Source organism: Micromonospora terminaliae, assembly GCF_009671205.1.
Lineage (GTDB): Bacteria > Actinomycetota > Actinomycetes > Mycobacteriales > Micromonosporaceae > Micromonospora > Micromonospora terminaliae.
The window spans coordinates 4653334-4668346 of sequence record NZ_CP045309.1 but is presented as its reverse complement, the minus strand read 5'-3'; the positions used below and the strand labels follow the sequence as shown (position 1 = coordinate 4668346).

Sequence of the window (15013 nt, the reverse complement as noted above, 5' to 3'; positions counted from 1 at the left end):
AGGTTGACTGCCGTCCAGGAGATCGACTTCGCCGTCAACCTCATGATCGGCGGGCGGGGTGGTGGCCGCCAGGAGGTGGGTCAGGGTCGTCCGCGCCGACCGGAGGGAGATCTGCTGGGTGGTTATCGCGCGGACGGCCATCTCGAACCCGTCCACGGCGTGCGGGAGGCGGACGCCGGGTTCGGCGGCCACCGCGGGCGCGAGGGCCGGGTCCGCCGCCAGGGTGGCGTCGACCGCGGCCGGGTCGGCGTCCAGGTCGAGCAGGCGGCGGCAGCGGGCCACCGCCGGGGCCAGGTCGCGCATGTCGGCCAGCCGCAGGGTGGCGGCCACGTGCCCGTCGGCCGGGGCCAGCGACACGGTGCCGGGCCCGTGCGGCAACCGCAACCCCCGGTGGTACGCCCCGTCGCGCACCTCCTCGACCCCGGGCAGCGCGCGCAGCGCGAGGAAGTCCAGCAGGGCCCCGGCGTGCAACGGCGGCCGGTACGCCAGCCGCAGCGTGATGGTGCCCGCCCCGCCGGTCACCCGCCGGCCGCCCCGGCTGACCCGCAGCTCGGACGGGGTGGCCCCGTACACCTCCCGGACGGTGTCGTTGAACTGCCGGACGCTGCCGAACCCGGCGGCGAACGCCACCTCCGCCAGGCCGAGGCCGGTGGTCTCGATGAGGATCCGGGCGGTCTGCGCCCGTTGCGCCCGGGCCAGCGCCAGCGGCCCCGCGCCCAGTTCGGCCCGGAGCATCCGGTGCAGGTGCCGCTCCGTGTAGCCGAGCCGCGCCGCCAGCCCCGGCACGCCGTCCCGGTCGACCACCCCGTCGGCGATCAGCCGCATGGCGCGTCCGACCACGTCGGCCCGGACGTCCCACTGGGGCGAGCCGGGGGCCGCGTCGGGGCGGCAACGGCGGCAGGCGCGCAGCCCGGCGCCCTGCGCGGCGGCGGCCGACGGGAAGAACCGGACGTTCTGCCGCTTCGGCGTTGTCGCCGGGCAGGACGGCCGGCAGTAGATCCCGGTCGACGTCACGCCGGTGTAGAACCAGCCGTCGAACCGCTGGTCGCGGCTGTCGACGGCCCGGTAGCACCGCTCGAAGTCGAGTTCCATGACACCGATCCTGCCTCGCAGGTCCGGCCGTCGGCTGGCGGGATTCGGACGCGGCCGTGCGCGGACCTCCGCCCGCGCTCCGGAACCGGGACCCGCGGGCGCCGGCGACGGCGCCCGCGAGTCCCCCGGGGGTCAGCGGCGTGGGCTCGGGGACGGGGTGGGCAGGGGGCCGGGGCCGCCACCGGGGTCGGAGGGGGAGGGGACGGCGGTGGGCGCGCCGGGCCGGCCCGGGCCCGGAGCGGGCCGGCCCGGCGGGCCCGGCCGCGAGGGGCTGGGCACGGGCGGGGCCGTCGCGTCACCGGACGGGCTCGGCACGGCGGTGGGCGGCCCGCTGGGCGACGGCGCCACCGTGGGGTCGACGGGGGACGGGGACACGGCCGCGGGCGTCGGCGGCGCTGCCGGGCGGGGCGCGTTCCCGCCGCCGGCCGCCACCGCGATGGGTGCGCCGATCAGCACGGCGGCCATCACGCCCGCCGCGCCGAGCGTCACCGTGGTACGCCGGCGGTTCCGGAACCGGCGTTCCGCCGGGGTCAACTGGTCCTGCACTCTCGGTGCCTCCTCGGCCAGGTCGGAAAGGGTGGTGCGGATGAGGTCCTCGAAGGGCGTGGTCACCGCCGTACCTCCAGGAGTTCGACGTCCGGCATGAGCTGGCGCAGCCGGGCCACCGCCCGGTGGGTCCGGCTGCGCACCGTGCCGACCGTGCAGCCCAGCACCTCGGCGACCTGGGTCTCGGTGAGGTCCTCGTAGTAGCGCAGGACCAGCACCGTGCGCTGGGCCGGCGGCAGCAGCCGCAGCGCCGCCCGCATCGCCAGGCGTACGTCGGTGCCGCCGCTGCTGTCCGGCTGGACGGCCTCGTCGGCCGGGGTGAGCGCCGTCTCCCGGCGTCGCCCCAGCCGCCGCCACCAACTGACCTGCTCCCGGTACATGACCGTGCGCAGGTAGCCCTCGGGGTCGGCGTGCCGCAGCGCCCGCCACCTCGGGATGGTCTTCGCCAGCGCCGACTGGAACAGGTCCTCGGCCGCGTGCCGGTCGCCGGTGAGCAGGTACGCCACCCGCATCAGCGCCGGCGTGCGGCTGGTCACGAACTCGGCCAGCCGGGCCCGGTCGTCCTCGTCCACCCACCCTCCCGCTCGTCGTCGTCACCAGTACAGACGCACCAGCTCAGGCCAGCTATCCCTGGCGTGGCAACGGATTTCGCCGCGCAAAGTGTCGGTAGTGGCCGGTACCGTCGCGCCACCAACTCAAGAAAAGGTGCGGGGCATGGCGAGCGTGGCCGGGCGGGGTGTCCGCTGATGCGGTCGGGGCGGGCACGGCTGGACGCCGCGGTGGTGCAGAGCTTCTACGAACGGATGCGGGTGGTGGCGGCGGCCGCCTACGGCGCGATCGAGCGGGACCGGGCCGACGACCCCGGGCGCCCCTTCGCCGACACCGCCTGCGGCCGGCTGGTCGGCTCGCTCGACGCCGCCGGGCTGCGCGCGCTCGGCATGTGGGCGCACCACTGGTGCATGCGCTTCTACGACGACGACACCCGGGTCGGCCTGCGGCTGGTGCGGGAGCTGGCCGGCCGGGCCGGGCTGGGCTGGACGGTCGACGAGGTGCGCTGGCTGTTCGACCAGTCGCACGCGGCCGCGCCGGCCGCGGCGCACCGCTTCACCCTCCCCCTGGCGGCCGCGGCGGAGCTGCCGCCCGGGGCGCTGCCCGAGGGCGTGGCCACCGACGTCCCGGCCGGCGACTGGCGCCGGCTGCGCGCCGGCTGACGGGCGCCGTCACCGGGCGCGGCGCGGCCGGGAAGCTGGCCGAGCACCATGGCGCCGACCGCCACCGCGAAACCGGCGAGCTGGGTGGGGCTGAGCGCCTGCCCGAGCACCAGCCAGCCGAGCGTCGCGGCGGTCAGCGGGCTGAGCGCCCCGAGCACCGACACGCGGGTCACCGGGAGCAGGGCCGCGCCGCGGAACCAGAGCACGTACGCCAGCGCGGTGCCGGCCAGCCCGAGCCACGCGTACCCGAGCAGGGCCGGTCCGTCCGGCACGGGCGGCGCGCCCTCGACGGCGGCGGCGACCGGCACGATCAGCAGGCCGCCCGCGACGAGTTGCCAGCTGGTCGCGGCCAGGGTGTCCACCCCGTCCGGCCGGCCCCAGCGGCGGGTGAGCACCAGGCCGGCGGCCATGGCGGCCGTGCCGGCCAGCCCCGCGGCGACGCCCAGCGGGTCGAGGCCGGCGCCGGGCCGCAGCACCACGAGGGCGACCCCGGCCGGGGCGGCGAGCGCGGCGAGCAGGGCCGGCCGGCCGGGCCGCTCCCGGAGCAGCGCGACGGTGAGCGCGGCGACCAGCAGCGGCTGGGCGGCCCCGAGCACCGCGGCCGTACCGCCGGGCAGCCGGTACGCGGCCACGAAGAGCAGCGGGAAGAACGCCCCGATGTTGAGCGCGCCGAGCAGGGCGGCCCGTCCCCACCAGACGCCGCGCGGCCGTCGCCGGGTCAGCGCGAGCAGCAGCAGGCCGGCCGGCAGGGCGCGGATCGCGCCGGACCAGAGCGGCCGGCCGGCGGGCAACAGTTCGGCGGTGACCAGGTAGGTGGTGCCCCAGGTGGCCGGGGCGAGGGCGGTGAGCGCGATGTCCGTCCAGCGGCGGGCCATGTCGACCTACTTTCCTCGGTGGTAAGTAGCTTAGCACTAAGCTAATCAGTGCCGAGTGAAAGGGGAAGTGCGAGGTGGGGCACAATCGACAGCCGTGGAAACCGACGACGTGGACCTGATCGTCGAGCAGTGGCGCCGGGAGCGGGCCGGCATGCGGCCCGAGCCGATGGCCGTCTTCGGTCGCATCTACCGGCTGGCCCGGCTGGTGGGCGACCGTCAGGAGAAGGTGTACGCAGGCTGGGGCATCGGCCGGGGCGAGTTCGACGTGCTCGCCGCACTGCGCCGGTCCGGCGCGCCGTACACGCTGGCGCCGAAGGCGCTGGCGGCCTCGCTGATGCTCACCTCCGGCGGGATGACCGGCCGGCTCGACCGGCTGGAGCGGGCCGGGCTGGTCCGGCGCGCGCCCGACCCGGCCGACCGGCGGGCGCTGCGGGTGAGCCTCACCGACGCCGGCCGCCGCGTGGCCGAGGAGTCGGCCGAGGCCGGTCTGGAGGTGCAGCGGCGGATCCTCGACGCACTGCCCCCCGCCGACCGGGACCGGCTGGCCGATCTGCTGCGCGCCCTTCTGGCCGCGGCGGAGGCGGAGCCGCCGGATCCGGCAGGATGATCTCCGACGCTACCGACCGGAAGGACGGCCATGCCCGCCACTGAACCCACCATCGTCGCCACCAGCATGGGCTTCTTCAGCCGGCACCGCGGCCCGTGGGACGCCCGGCCCAGTCAGCTGTTCGACCTGATGGCCGAGCTGGCGCAGGCCGGCGACGCGCCCCGGGTCTGCTACCTCAACCAGGCGGTCGGTGACCAGCCCACCTCGTTCACGGTGTTCTACGGCGCGTTCGCCGGCACCCGGTTCCGCCCGTCCCACCTGGCGCTCTACCCGATGCCCAACGTCGAGGACATCCGCGCCCACCTGCTCGCCCAGGACATCATCTGGGTCGGCGGCGGCAGCGTGGCCAACCTCTGCGCGGTGTGGCGGGTGCACGGCCTGCCGGACATCCTGCACGAGTGCTGGCAGGCCGGCGTGGTGCTCGGCGGCGTCTCCGCCGGGTCGATCTGCTGGCACCTCGGCGGCGCCACCGACAGCTACGGCCCCACCCTGCGCGCCTTCACCGATGGGCTCGGCTGGCTCCCGTACGGCAACGGGGTGCACTACGACAGCGAGGACCAGCGCCGGCCGCTCATGCACCGGCTCGTCGCCGACGGCACGCTGCCCACCAGCCACTGCACCGACGACGGGGTCGGGCTGATCTACCGGGGCACCCGGCTGGCCGAGGCCGTCGCCGATCGGGAGGGCGTGGCCGCCTACGAGCTGGTTCGGGCCGAGGACGGCACCGTCCGGGAGACCCGGATCGAGCCCCGGCTGCTGCCGTCCCGGCCCGCCTGAGCGGTTCCCGCCGCGAACCGCGTAAGCTGGCTCGTCGTGAGTCTCACCATCGGCATCGTCGGCCTGCCCAACGTGGGCAAGAGCACCCTGTTCAACGCGCTGACCAAGAACGACGTGCTCGCCGCGAACTACCCGTTCGCCACCATCGAGCCGAACGTCGGCGTGGTCGGGCTGCCCGACGAGCGGCTGGCCAAGCTCGCCGAGATCTTCTCCTCGCAGAAGGTGCTGCCGGCGCCGGTCTCGTTCGTCGACATCGCCGGCCTGGTCCGGGGCGCCTCCAAGGGGCAGGGCCGGGGCAACGCGTTCCTGGCCAACATCCGTGACGCCTCGGCGATCTGCCAGGTGGTGCGGGCCTTCTCCGACCCGAACGTGGTGCACGTCGACGGCAAGGTCTCTCCGGCCGACGACATCGAGACGATCAACACCGAGCTGATCCTGGCCGACATCCAGACCCTGGAGAAGGCGCTGCCCCGGCTGGAGAAGGAGGCCAAGCTCCGCAAGGACCGGGCCGCCGCCGTCGAGGCCGCCAAGAAGGCGGTCGAGGTCCTCGACGGCGGCACCACCCTCTACGCGGGCGCCGCCGCCGCCAAGATCGAGCTGGAGCACCTGCGCGAGCTGCACCTGCTCACCACGAAGCCGTTCCTGTACGTCTTCAACGTCGACGAGGCCGAGCTGGGCAACGCCGAGTTCCTCGACGAGCTGCGCGGCCTGGTCGCCCCGGCCGAGGCGGTCTTCATGGACGCCAAGATCGAGTCCGAGCTGGTGGACCTGCCCGAGGAGGAGGCCCGGGAGCTGCTGGAGTCGATCGGGCAGTCCGAGCCGGGGCTGGACCAGCTCGTCCGGGTGGGCTTCCGCACGCTGGGGCTCCAGACGTACCTGACGGCCGGCCCCAAGGAGGCGCGGGCCTGGACCGTCCCGGTGGGCGCGACCGCGCCGGAGGCCGCCGGGGTGATCCACAGCGACTTCCAGCGCGGCTTCATCAAGGCCGAGGTGGTCTCCTACCACGACCTCGTGGAGGCCGGATCGATGGCGGCGGCCAAGGCCGCCGGCAAGGTCCGGATCGAGGGCAAGGAGTACGTCATGCAGGACGGCGACGTCGTGGAGTTCCGCTTCAACGTCTGACCCTTCCCGCGGGGCCCGCCGTCCGCGCGTCCCTGAGACGCGTTTGATCCTGGGATGAGGCGCATCACCATCGCCGAGCACTCGGACTTCGTCACCGGGCAGGCCCTCTCGTCAACGGAGGCCCACATGGCTGACACCGGACCGATCGTCGTCCGTGCGGCAGCCGAGGAGGACTGGCCCGGCATCTGGCCGATCATCGCCGAGGTGGCCCGTGCGGGGGAGACGTTCGCGATGGACGCCACCCCGGACGAGGCGACCGCACGCGCCGACTGGATGACCCCGCCGCCCGGCCGGGTCACGGTGGCCTGCGACCCCGACGGAACCATCCTCGGGACCGCGAACATGTACGCCAACCGACCAGCCCAGGGGTCACACGTCGCCTCGGGCAGCATCATGGTCGACGCCCGGGCACGCGAGCGGGGTGTGGGGCGCGCGCTGGTCCGCGACCTGATCGCGTGGGCCACCCGGTCCGGCTACGCCGGCATCCAGTTCAACGCCGTCGTCGACACCAATGTCGCCGCCGTCCGGCTCTACGAGTCGGAAGGTTTCACCACCCTCGGTACGGCCCCGGGCGCCTTCGTGCACCCGACTGAAGGTCCCGTCGGCCTGCGCATCATGTGGCGGCAGATCCACGGCGGGTAGCCAACCCCGACAGACTTGGACGGCAGGCTCCCGTTCGTACCCTCGCCCAGGCGCTCGGCGATCCTCATGAGCAGGTTCGTCGCGCTGCCGAATGGTCGCTCGGGCGGCTGGGCGAAGCGTCTTCCAAGCGAGTTCGGCGTGCTCAGAGGCGGCGCGGCGGACCAGGGACAGGTCTGCGGGACGTCTGAACCCGATCCGGCCGCTCAGACGGTGGTGTTGCGGTAGAACCGTGGAGTGAGCCGAACCCGGCTGGAGGTGTTCAGCGATGCGGTCTTCGCGGTCGCGATCACGCTACTCGCGCTGAACCTGACCGTGGCCGGCCCGGGCCACGGCCCGCTCCTCCATCAGGTCGGGGACCACTGGCCCGCGTTTCTCGCCTACCTGATCAGCTTCGCCACGATCGGGCTCATCTGGGTCAACCATCACGCCCTCATCGGGAACCTGGCGCTCGTCGACCGGAATCTGGCCCTCCTCAACCTCGTCCTGCTGCTGTTCGTCGTCCTCATCCCGGTGGACACGGCGACGGTGTCCGAGTACCTCGCGCTGGGCGGGCAGGACGCCCGGGTCGCGGTGATCCTGTACGCGGCGGCCTTCCTGGGGATGGGGCTCAGCTTCGCCGGGATCTTCGAATGGACCCTGGGTCCGGGGCGGCTCCGGCAGCCGGTGCCGGAACGGGCCCGGTGGAAGGCGCGGCTGCGGTTCGGAACAGCGTCGATCCTGTACCTGACCGCGATCGCCGTCGCCTTTCTCAGCCCTCTCGCGGCGCTGGCCGTCGTCGGTGTCGTGCCCATCTACTACATCTTCGAGCGCAACCTGGCGATCGGCGCTCCTGCCGACGTGCGGCAGCAGTGAGCGCTGCCGCTGTCTCCGCCGCGACGCCGGTCAGGCGATGCCGCCGTCGCTGTGCAGGAGTTGCCCGTTGATCCACCCGCCCTCGGGCGAGCACAGGAACGCGACGAGGTTCGCGCAGTCCTGCGGGCGGCCGAGGCGTCCGAGCGGGGTGGACCGCAGGACGGCATCCTTGATCTCCGCGGTCATCCAGCCGGTGTCGGTGGGACCCGGATCGATGGCGTTGGCGGTCACGCCGAGGTGGGCCAGTTCCCGGGCGGCGGCCAGCGTGATCCGGTCGAGGGCGCCCTTGCTGGCTCCGTAGGGAATGTTGCCGACGGTGGCGTCGCTGGTCAGGCTCACGATGCGTCCGCTGCCGTGCTCCCCGCGGAACTGCCGGGCGTATTCGCGGATCAGGAGCCAGCTCGCCCGGGTGTTGACCGCGAAGTGACGGTCGAAGCTCTCGATGCTGGTGTCGAGCAGCCCCGAGTCGACGCTCTCGCAGTGGGCCAGGACGATCGCGCCGACCGGGCCCAGCTTCCGCCCCACGGTCTCGACGATGCCGGCCGCGGCGTCAGGATCGCTGAGATCGGCCTCGATCGCGGCGGTTCTCGCCCCGTGCCTGCCGGCCTGGTCGGCGAGCAGCGTCACGGCCTCGGGATCGGCTCCCCAGGGCATCCGCTCGTCGTACGGGGTCCAGTAGGTGAACGCGACATCCCAGCCGGTCTCCGCCAGCTTCAGCACCACCGACGCGGCGATGCCGGCGCTGCGGCCCGCCCCGGTCACCAGGGCGACGGGGCGCTGCCGTCGATGATCCATGCCAGCCATGCGCGCCATCCTGCCCGAGGACGCCGGCGCTTCGCTGCCCCCGCCTTCCGGGGCCGCGAATTGTCGGGCCGCGCGGTCTGGCCGCGGCCACGCCGGTACCCGATCCGGGGGAGTGCCTGCTGACCGTCCTCAACGAGGAGTGGGAACACCGGCTCTACGCGGAGCGCGACCTGGCCGTGCTGGAGGCACGCGAGTCGGCCTCACGCTGAGCCGTTGACCAGCTTGCGGAGCGCGGCGACGGCGGCCCGGTCACTGACCTCGGCGTAGATCTTCTTGTCCGGTCCGGCCAGGACGACGTACGGGCATGCCCGGTCGTCGCCGGTCATCGGCTTGTCGAGCAGCTTGCGGCCGGTCGCCACCTCGTAGACCCGCAGGCGCCAGCTCGCCGTCAGCAGCGTCAACGTCAACGGCTTCGGGTCGTCGTACTTGCACCGGCGGATCATCGCGCCGCTGCTCACCCGGTCGAGGCACGCGACCATCTGCACCTTCGTGGGCGCCTCCGCCGCCCAGGTCTGCTCCACCTTCTTCGACAGGCCCTGGGAGAAGTAGTAGGTGCCGTTCTGGTAGCGCAGGCCCGAGCCGTCCCCGATGAGCAGCACCACCGGGTGGGGCGCCTTGCCGGCGCGTTTCGGCGACTGCGGGTAGTAGACGTCGTCGTCGCACACCCGGTTCAGGTCGGAGATCTCCTCGGCCGGGTATCCGCTGGCCGCCGGCCCCTCCTGCACCGGCTCCTCGCTGGCGTCGGGTGCGGCGGTCGCAGCCGGGCTGCGGCCGGTGACCGGCGCCGGGGGCGCCTCCCCCGCCGGCCCGGACGCGGTCGTCGTCGCCGAGCGCAGCAGGAGCACGCCGCCGGTCAGGCCGAGGCAGCCCACCAGCAACACGACGCCCACGATCACCGCGGCGACGACGAACGTGCGGTTACGCGGGCCGGGCGGCGGCGCCCACGGCACCGGCGGCTGCGGCGGAAACGCGGGCGGGTGCGGCGGAAACGCGGGCGGCTGCGCGAGTGGATGGTGGGCGGAAGGATCCGCTGGTCCGGCGCCCGGCACCGGGTCCATGGCCGGTCCCGCGCCCGAGTCGGCCCCCGTGCCGGTCATGCGCTGTTCCTCTTTCGATCGAGGCGAAGCGCGAATGTACCAGGACTCTCACTCAACGTGGGGGGCACGTGCGCGGCACCTCGAGCGTGATCCAGTAGCGCCGGACGCGGCCCAGTTCGGTGTCCCGGACGTCCTCAAGGACGCCACCCTGGCGCTCGATGGTCCGGGCCGAGGCCACGTTCCCCTCGGCGCAGGTGACCAGCACCCGGTCCAGGCCGAGCCCACGCGCCTCGTCGAGCATCCGGCCCAGCGCCCAGGTGGCCAGACCCCGCCGCCGCGCGGACGGCCGGATGCCGTAGCCGATGTGGCCGCCGGCCCGCAGCAGGAAGTCGTCGAGCTCGTGCCGCAGCGCGATCCCGCCGAGCACGGTGCAGCCCTCGACGATCCACCGGTACGTGCACCGCACCCCGCCCGGATCCGGCGTCCGCTCGGACTCGTCGGTCAACCGGGCCACCCAGGCCGCGAACCCGGCCGGGGAGACCACCTCGTCGGCGGGGCGCAGCCCGAAACCGTCCTCGTGGCGGCCGGGACCCCACTCCCGGTGGGCCGCCAGCCAGGCGGAGTGCAGCCGGGTGGTGGGCGCGATCAGCTCGGGCACCGGGCGACCATAGCGCCGGCGTCGGTCCTCCCGGAGGCTCGGTCGGCCCCGTCAACCCTCGTGCGGAACGGGGATCCGGTCGTCCAGGGCGTCGCGGCAGCGCAGCAGGCGCGCGGTGATCTCGTCGAACAGCGCCGCATCGGTCCGGCCGCCGCGCCACACGGCCCGCAGCGCGGCCTGGCCCACGGCCAGTTGCGTGGCTGCTCCCTCGACCAGGTTGGCGTACTCCTCGCGGATGGCCGGCGGTGCGGACCGTGCCGCCTCGCGGGCCGCGAGCAGCGGCGCCCCGGCGCGCGCGAAGATCTCGTCGGCGTCCGCGTCGGCGGCACCGAGCCGGGACAGCAGGTGCTCGAGTTCGGTTGCCGCGACGGTCATCCGACCGACCGCCGTCAGGGTCTCCTCGGCCAGCTTCACCACGCCGCGACCCTACCGCCGACCGGCCGGCCGCACGTCACCCCGCACGCAGGGCCTCGTCCACTCCGGTCTCCCGGCGGCCCAGGTGCACGGGATCGCGGCCGGACAACACGTCCACGGCGGCCTTCACACAGGCGCCGTACTCCCGGGTGGCGCTGATCCGCCAGCGGTCGGCGTACCGGCGGGCCGTGTCGTCACCCACGCCGTTCGCCGCCACGCCGAGTTGCCGGCAGACCGCCACGGCGCGCGGCAGGTGGAAGGACTGGGTCACCACGGTCGCCCGCTCGACGCCGAAGATGCGCCGGGCCCGCGCGCAGGAGTCGTAGGTGTCGAAGCCGGCGTGGTCCAGTACCACCTTCTCCGGCGGCACACCCTGGTCGACGAGCCAGCGCCGCATGGCGTCGGGCTCGTCGTAGTCGTCGTTCATGTGGTCGCCGGAGACCAGGATGACCCGGACCTTGCCGGCGGCGAAGAGCCGCTGCGCGATCTCCAGCCGGGCCGAGAGGAACGGCGACGGCGTGCCGTCGGCCTCCACCTTGGTGCCCAGGACCAGGGCGACCGGTGCCTCCGGCACGTCGGCCTCGGTGAACAGGTGACCGTCCGCGCCGCCGCGGACCCACGCCACGCTGGCCGCGGTGCCGCCGGCCAGCAGCGCCGCGCCGGCGACGACCACCACCAGGGTACGGCGGATCCGGCGTACGGTCGGTCTCTGGTCCGTGCACCATCGCCGCACCCGTGCGAACAAGCCCCGCATGCGCGCGATTCTGTCAGGCGGCGCTGAACACCGGAGTCCCAGCGACACGAGGAGGACGAGATGGGGGAGCGGCATCCCGCGCTCGCGCGGCTCGACGCGCTCGTCGGACGGTGGACCGTGCAGCCGGAGGTCGAGGGTCTCGGCGTCGGCTGGACGGAGTTCTCCTGGGTGGAGGACGGCCTGTTCCTCCGCCAGTACAGCGACGCCGATCCGGTGCCGGAGACGGCGCCGCGTGCCTGGCGGGAGAACAATCCGCTGCCGACCACCCAGCTGATCGGCCTGGACGACGCGGGGGAGGAGTTCACCGTCCTCTACGCCGACGCCCGCGGCGTGCACCGGGTCTACCGGATGACCTTCGCCGACGGCGTCTGGCGGATGTGGCGGGAGGCGCCGGGCTTCCACCAGCGGTTCATCGGGACACTCCGCGAGGACGGCGCCGCCGTCGACGGCCGCTGGGAGCGGTCGACCGACGGCGTCGACTGGGCGCTCGACTTCATGCTGACCTACCGGCGCTGATCCTCGGGTCACCGTGTAGCGCGGGCCAGCACGATCAGCTCTCCGTCGTCGCCCGCGCCGACCGGCTCACCGGCCCAGCCGCCGAGCACCCGCTCGACGGTGAAGCCGGCCCCGGCCAGGGCGGCCCGCAGCTCCGTCTCGGTAGCGGGTCGACCGGCACGTCAGGAGATGTGGTGGAGGATGACGTTGTGCACGTGGTGGCTCTTCTGCGCGCCCCGGAACTCCACCTCGTAGGTGTGCGTGCCGACGTGGATGGCGATGGCCCCGGTGGAGAAGAACGAGCCGCCCCACGACTTGTTGCTCACCACGCTCACGCTGGTGATCTTCGCGTACGGGATGCTGGTGATGGCGTACCGCTTCCCGACGAAGGAGCGGTCCTGGATGACGACCCGGCGGTCGGTCAGCCCGATGAACCCGGTGCCCGCGCCGATCGCGTCGTAGACGGCGATGATCTGCTCGCCGGGCAGGAGCCCGCTCTGGATCTGCTGGAACTGTTCCTTGCGGTCGTACGTCGGATCGGCCATGTCCCCGACGGTAGGTGGGGCCCGCCAGCCCGGAATCGCCGGCAGCCCCGTCCAGCTGGGCGGGGCCGCCGAGGGTGGGGTCAGTGGTCGACGCGCGGGTCGTGGTCGCGGCTGCGGCTGCCGGCCTCGGCGAGGCCCCGGCTGATCAGGTAGCCGACGGTCAGCAGGGTGATGTACCACCAGGCCTTGTCGGCCGCGAAGTAGTCCCCGCCGTTGTTCGCGGCGCCGTCGCCGACGGCGTTCGAGGCGATCAGGACGCCGATCACGGAGAGCAGGTAGACGGCCAGCTCGGTGGTCTTCCACGCCGGCTTGGTCTCCTCACCGTGCCGGTGCAGGTGCCGGACGTCGCGTTCGAGGTGGCCGGTGTGCGCGTGGTCGGTGGACCCCGGAGGATTTAGTTGCTAACCCGAAACTTTCAGGAGACTTTCAGGAGGCTCAGCGCTCGGTGACGGCGCGGACCGCGTCCTCGATGCGCGCGGCCAGCAGCACCTCGCCCTCGGTGAGCGGTTCGCCGTCGCCGTGGCCCACCCTGATCTGGGTGTGGTCGGCCCGGCGGCTGATCTCCGGGCGCAGGCGCAGCGCGTCGGCGACCACCGCGACGCGCTCGGTGAGCGCGGCGTGCTGGGTGTCGTCGAGGACGAGCGTGCGGCGGATCTGCTCGCCTTCCCGGGTCCATCCGGACAGCAGGGCGAGCGCGTCGCTGAGGTAGTCGTGCTTCGCCCGGCCGTTGAACAGCACCCGCATCACCGCACCTCCCAGGCGTCGTTGCCGGCTTGTGGCCAAATCGTCGCCATCCCGTGTCCCAGTCGACGCCCTCTAGTCTGTCGTCGCACAGATGGTGTGTCCACGCCCACACTTCCGTGTTCTGCTGACCTGACGGTCGACTCAGCTACCCAAACCGCCGATTGATCTGGCACGCTGGACGCCCGTGCGGGCCGAACGGGTTAGCGGGAACGGGCAGGACCGGCGGGAGCCGAGGGTGGTCGTCGGGGCGGCGATCATCGTGGACGGCAGGGTCCTGGCCTGCGAGCGCTCCGCGCCACCGGAGGTGGCCGGCCGCTGGGAGTTTCCCGGCGGCAAGGTGGAGCCGGGCGAGATCGAGACCGACGCGCTGATCCGTGAGTGCGCCGAGGAACTCGGCGTCCGGGTGGAGATCGGCGCGCGGCTCGGCCGCGACGTGCGGATGGCCCACGGCCGTTCCGTCCTCCGGGTGTACGTGGCCCGCCTCCTCGACGGTGAGCAGCCCAAGGCCCTGGAGCACTCCGAGCTGCGCTGGCTCGCGGCCGACGAACTCGACAGCGTCCCCTGGCTGCCGGCCGACGTGCCGATCGTCGCCGCCCTGCGCCCGCGGCTCGGCGGTTCCTGACCGCCGGGAGCGGGGCACGCTCCCCCACCGGAGCGGGACACGGGGGTGGAAACGGGACGGGGGCCGGCGGCATGTGCCGCGGCCCCCGTCGTCGTTGTCGGTGTGCTGCTCAGTGCTTCGGCTCGTCCTGCTGCGGGTGGGCGAAGTTCAGGTGCTCCGCCGGCAGCGGGAAGGTCACGTCGTCACCGAACGGCGACGGCGCGGCGGCCCGGTCGAAGGTGAGTTCGGTCAGCGGCAGCTTGCCGTTGACGTCGACGGCGGGGGCGGTCGGGTGCGGCACCTCGCGGTGCCAGTTGACGCCCTGCTGCGCCTGCCGCTCGGCTGCCGTGTCGTGCGAGCCGCCGGCGTGCGAGTGCACCCCGCCGTGGGCGGCGGGTGCGGTCACGGCGCCGCTCGAATGCCCGCTGGTCACGCTGGTCTGAGGCACCTGACCCCTCCGGAAGATCTTGCTACCAAGCCACACAAGGGGATCGTACCTGCGGTCGACGACCCGCTCCTTCATGGGGATGATCCCGTTGTCAGTGATCTTGATGTGCTCGGGGCAGACCTCGGTGCAGCACTTGGTGATGTTGCAGAAGCCGAGCCCCATCTCGGACTGCGCGTACTCCTTGCGGTCGGTCTTCGCGTCGAGCGGGTGCATGTCCAGCTCGGCGGCCCGGATGAAGAATCGGGGACCGGAGAAGGCCGGCTTGTTCTCCTCGTGGTCGCGGATCACGTGGCAGACGTTCTGGCAGAGGAAGCACTCGATGCACTTGCGGAACTCCTGCGAGCGCTCGACGTCCACCTGCTGCATCCGGTAGTCACCCGGCGCCACGTCGGCCGGCGGCGCGAACGCCGGGGTCTCCCGAGCCTTCTCGTAGTTGAACGAGACGTCGGTGACGAGGTCCCGGATGACCGGGAAGGTGCGCAGCGGGGTGACCGTGACGGTCTCCCCCTCCTCGAACGTCGACATCCGGGTCATGCAGCTCAGCCGGGGCTTGCCGTTGATCTCCATGGAGCAGGAGCCGCACTTGCCGGCCTTGCAGTTCCACCGGCACGCCAGGTCGGGCGCGTCGGTGGCCTGGAGGCGATGGATCACGTCGAGGACGACCTCGCCCTCGTTCACCTCGACCGTGTAGTCGCGCAGCTCGCCACCGTTCTCGTCGCCCCGCCAGATGCGGAAGGGCCGCTTCGTGCCCGGCTTGCCGGTTGCCTGCGTCTTGTCAGTTGCCATTCC

General features: G+C 73.3%; 19 protein-coding genes and 2 pseudogenes. 8 read left to right on the top strand and 13 right to left on the bottom strand.

Features of this window, described 5'->3' with window-relative positions; translation table 11 throughout:
* Nucleotides 1–69 precede the first annotated feature (69 nt).
* The 3 genes and pseudogenes from GCE86_RS21360 to GCE86_RS21350 all read right to left on the bottom strand — a co-directional run.
* Nucleotides 70–1092 (bottom strand): annotated as a pseudogene (locus tag GCE86_RS21360) (bifunctional transcriptional activator/DNA repair enzyme AdaA); the annotation flags it as partial.
* Between the two features lie 132 nt (nucleotides 1093–1224).
* Entirely contained in the window at nucleotides 1225–1704 is a 480-nt protein-coding gene (locus GCE86_RS21355) for a hypothetical protein (protein WP_154228600.1), read from the bottom strand.
* A complete protein-coding gene (locus tag GCE86_RS21350; RefSeq protein ID WP_154228599.1) occupies nucleotides 1701–2210 on the bottom strand; it encodes a SigE family RNA polymerase sigma factor in 510 nt (169 codons plus the stop codon). Before GCE86_RS21350 ends, GCE86_RS21355 begins: the two co-directional genes overlap by 4 nt.
* 174 nt (nucleotides 2211–2384) lie before the next feature.
* On the opposite strand from GCE86_RS21350, the gene GCE86_RS32165 reads away from it, so the two are divergent.
* A complete protein-coding gene (locus GCE86_RS32165) occupies nucleotides 2385–2849 on the top strand; it encodes a hypothetical protein (RefSeq protein ID WP_239543304.1) in 465 nt (154 codons plus the stop codon).
* A 101-nt stretch (nucleotides 2850–2950) separates the two neighbouring features.
* Here GCE86_RS32165 and GCE86_RS21345 read toward each other — a convergent pair.
* Nucleotides 2951–3724 (bottom strand): annotated as a pseudogene (locus GCE86_RS21345) (EamA family transporter); the annotation flags it as partial.
* A 94-nt stretch (nucleotides 3725–3818) separates the two neighbouring features.
* Between GCE86_RS21345 and GCE86_RS21340 the strand changes: the two are divergent.
* The 5 genes from GCE86_RS21340 to GCE86_RS21320 all read left to right on the top strand — a co-directional run bounded on the left by GCE86_RS21340 (nucleotide 3819) and on the right by GCE86_RS21320 (nucleotide 7724).
* Nucleotides 3819–4331, top strand: coding sequence for a MarR family winged helix-turn-helix transcriptional regulator (locus GCE86_RS21340; protein ID WP_154228597.1), 513 nt, complete (start codon nucleotides 3819–3821; stop codon nucleotides 4329–4331).
* Nucleotides 4332–4361: 30 nt separating this feature from the next.
* Nucleotides 4362–5108, top strand: coding sequence for a Type 1 glutamine amidotransferase-like domain-containing protein (locus tag GCE86_RS21335; RefSeq protein WP_154228596.1), 747 nt, complete (start codon nucleotides 4362–4364; stop codon nucleotides 5106–5108).
* 36 nt (nucleotides 5109–5144) lie between these two features.
* Nucleotides 5145–6230: a redox-regulated ATPase YchF gene (gene ychF / locus GCE86_RS21330; RefSeq protein WP_154228595.1), complete on the top strand. Its 1086-nt coding sequence runs from the start codon at nucleotides 5145–5147 to the stop codon at nucleotides 6228–6230.
* 126 nt (nucleotides 6231–6356) lie between these two features.
* Nucleotides 6357–6872, top strand: coding sequence for a GNAT family N-acetyltransferase (locus GCE86_RS21325; protein WP_154228594.1), 516 nt, complete (start codon nucleotides 6357–6359; stop codon nucleotides 6870–6872).
* A 234-nt stretch (nucleotides 6873–7106) separates the two neighbouring features.
* A complete protein-coding gene (locus GCE86_RS21320; RefSeq protein ID WP_154228593.1) occupies nucleotides 7107–7724 on the top strand; it encodes a TMEM175 family protein in 618 nt (205 codons plus the stop codon).
* A gap of 30 nt (nucleotides 7725–7754) precedes the next feature.
* Here the strand turns inward: GCE86_RS21320 and GCE86_RS21315 are convergent, their stop codons facing one another.
* The 5 genes from GCE86_RS21315 to GCE86_RS21295 all read right to left on the bottom strand — a co-directional run bounded on the left by GCE86_RS21315 (nucleotide 7755) and on the right by GCE86_RS21295 (nucleotide 11391).
* Entirely contained in the window at nucleotides 7755–8528 is a 774-nt protein-coding gene (locus tag GCE86_RS21315; RefSeq protein ID WP_154228592.1) for an SDR family oxidoreductase, read from the bottom strand.
* A gap of 200 nt (nucleotides 8529–8728) precedes the next feature.
* Nucleotides 8729–9625 (bottom strand): hypothetical protein, encoded by an 897-nt coding sequence (locus GCE86_RS21310; RefSeq protein WP_154228591.1) that lies wholly within the window; start codon nucleotides 9623–9625, stop codon nucleotides 8729–8731.
* A 52-nt stretch (nucleotides 9626–9677) separates the two neighbouring features.
* A complete protein-coding gene (locus GCE86_RS21305; protein ID WP_154228590.1) occupies nucleotides 9678–10223 on the bottom strand; it encodes a GNAT family N-acetyltransferase in 546 nt (181 codons plus the stop codon).
* Between the two features lie 51 nt (nucleotides 10224–10274).
* Nucleotides 10275–10640, bottom strand: coding sequence for a hypothetical protein (locus GCE86_RS21300; RefSeq protein ID WP_154228589.1), 366 nt, complete (start codon nucleotides 10638–10640; stop codon nucleotides 10275–10277).
* 34 nt (nucleotides 10641–10674) lie between these two features.
* Nucleotides 10675–11391, bottom strand: coding sequence for a SanA/YdcF family protein (locus tag GCE86_RS21295; RefSeq protein WP_154228588.1), 717 nt, complete (start codon nucleotides 11389–11391; stop codon nucleotides 10675–10677).
* Nucleotides 11392–11451: 60 nt separating this feature from the next.
* Here GCE86_RS21295 and GCE86_RS21290 point away from each other — a divergent pair, with 60 nt between their 5' ends.
* On the top strand, nucleotides 11452–11907 hold the full coding sequence (locus GCE86_RS21290; RefSeq protein WP_154228587.1) for a hypothetical protein: 456 nt from the start codon (nucleotides 11452–11454) through the stop codon (nucleotides 11905–11907).
* Nucleotides 11908–12068: 161 nt separating this feature from the next.
* On the opposite strand, the gene GCE86_RS21285 is transcribed toward GCE86_RS21290, so the two are convergent.
* The 3 genes from GCE86_RS21285 to GCE86_RS21275 all read right to left on the bottom strand — a co-directional run bounded on the left by GCE86_RS21285 (nucleotide 12069) and on the right by GCE86_RS21275 (nucleotide 13175).
* Complete coding sequence (locus GCE86_RS21285; protein WP_091262504.1) at nucleotides 12069–12431, bottom strand: PH domain-containing protein; 363 nt, start codon at nucleotides 12429–12431, stop codon at nucleotides 12069–12071.
* Nucleotides 12432–12511: 80 nt separating this feature from the next.
* Nucleotides 12512–12697, bottom strand: a complete 186-nt coding sequence (locus GCE86_RS21280) for a hypothetical protein (RefSeq protein WP_239543306.1) — start codon at nucleotides 12695–12697, stop codon at nucleotides 12512–12514.
* A gap of 169 nt (nucleotides 12698–12866) precedes the next feature.
* Nucleotides 12867–13175 (bottom strand): 4a-hydroxytetrahydrobiopterin dehydratase, encoded by a 309-nt coding sequence (locus GCE86_RS21275; protein ID WP_091262502.1) that lies wholly within the window; start codon nucleotides 13173–13175, stop codon nucleotides 12867–12869.
* A gap of 184 nt (nucleotides 13176–13359) precedes the next feature.
* Here GCE86_RS21275 and GCE86_RS21270 point away from each other — a divergent pair, with 184 nt between their 5' ends.
* On the top strand, nucleotides 13360–13797 hold the full coding sequence (locus GCE86_RS21270) for a (deoxy)nucleoside triphosphate pyrophosphohydrolase (RefSeq protein WP_208818033.1): 438 nt from the start codon (nucleotides 13360–13362) through the stop codon (nucleotides 13795–13797).
* A gap of 109 nt (nucleotides 13798–13906) precedes the next feature.
* Here GCE86_RS21270 and GCE86_RS21265 read toward each other — a convergent pair whose 3' ends face one another.
* Nucleotides 13907–15010: a succinate dehydrogenase/fumarate reductase iron-sulfur subunit gene (locus tag GCE86_RS21265; protein ID WP_154228585.1), complete on the bottom strand. Its 1104-nt coding sequence runs from the start codon at nucleotides 15008–15010 to the stop codon at nucleotides 13907–13909.
* Nucleotides 15011–15013 lie beyond the last annotated feature (3 nt).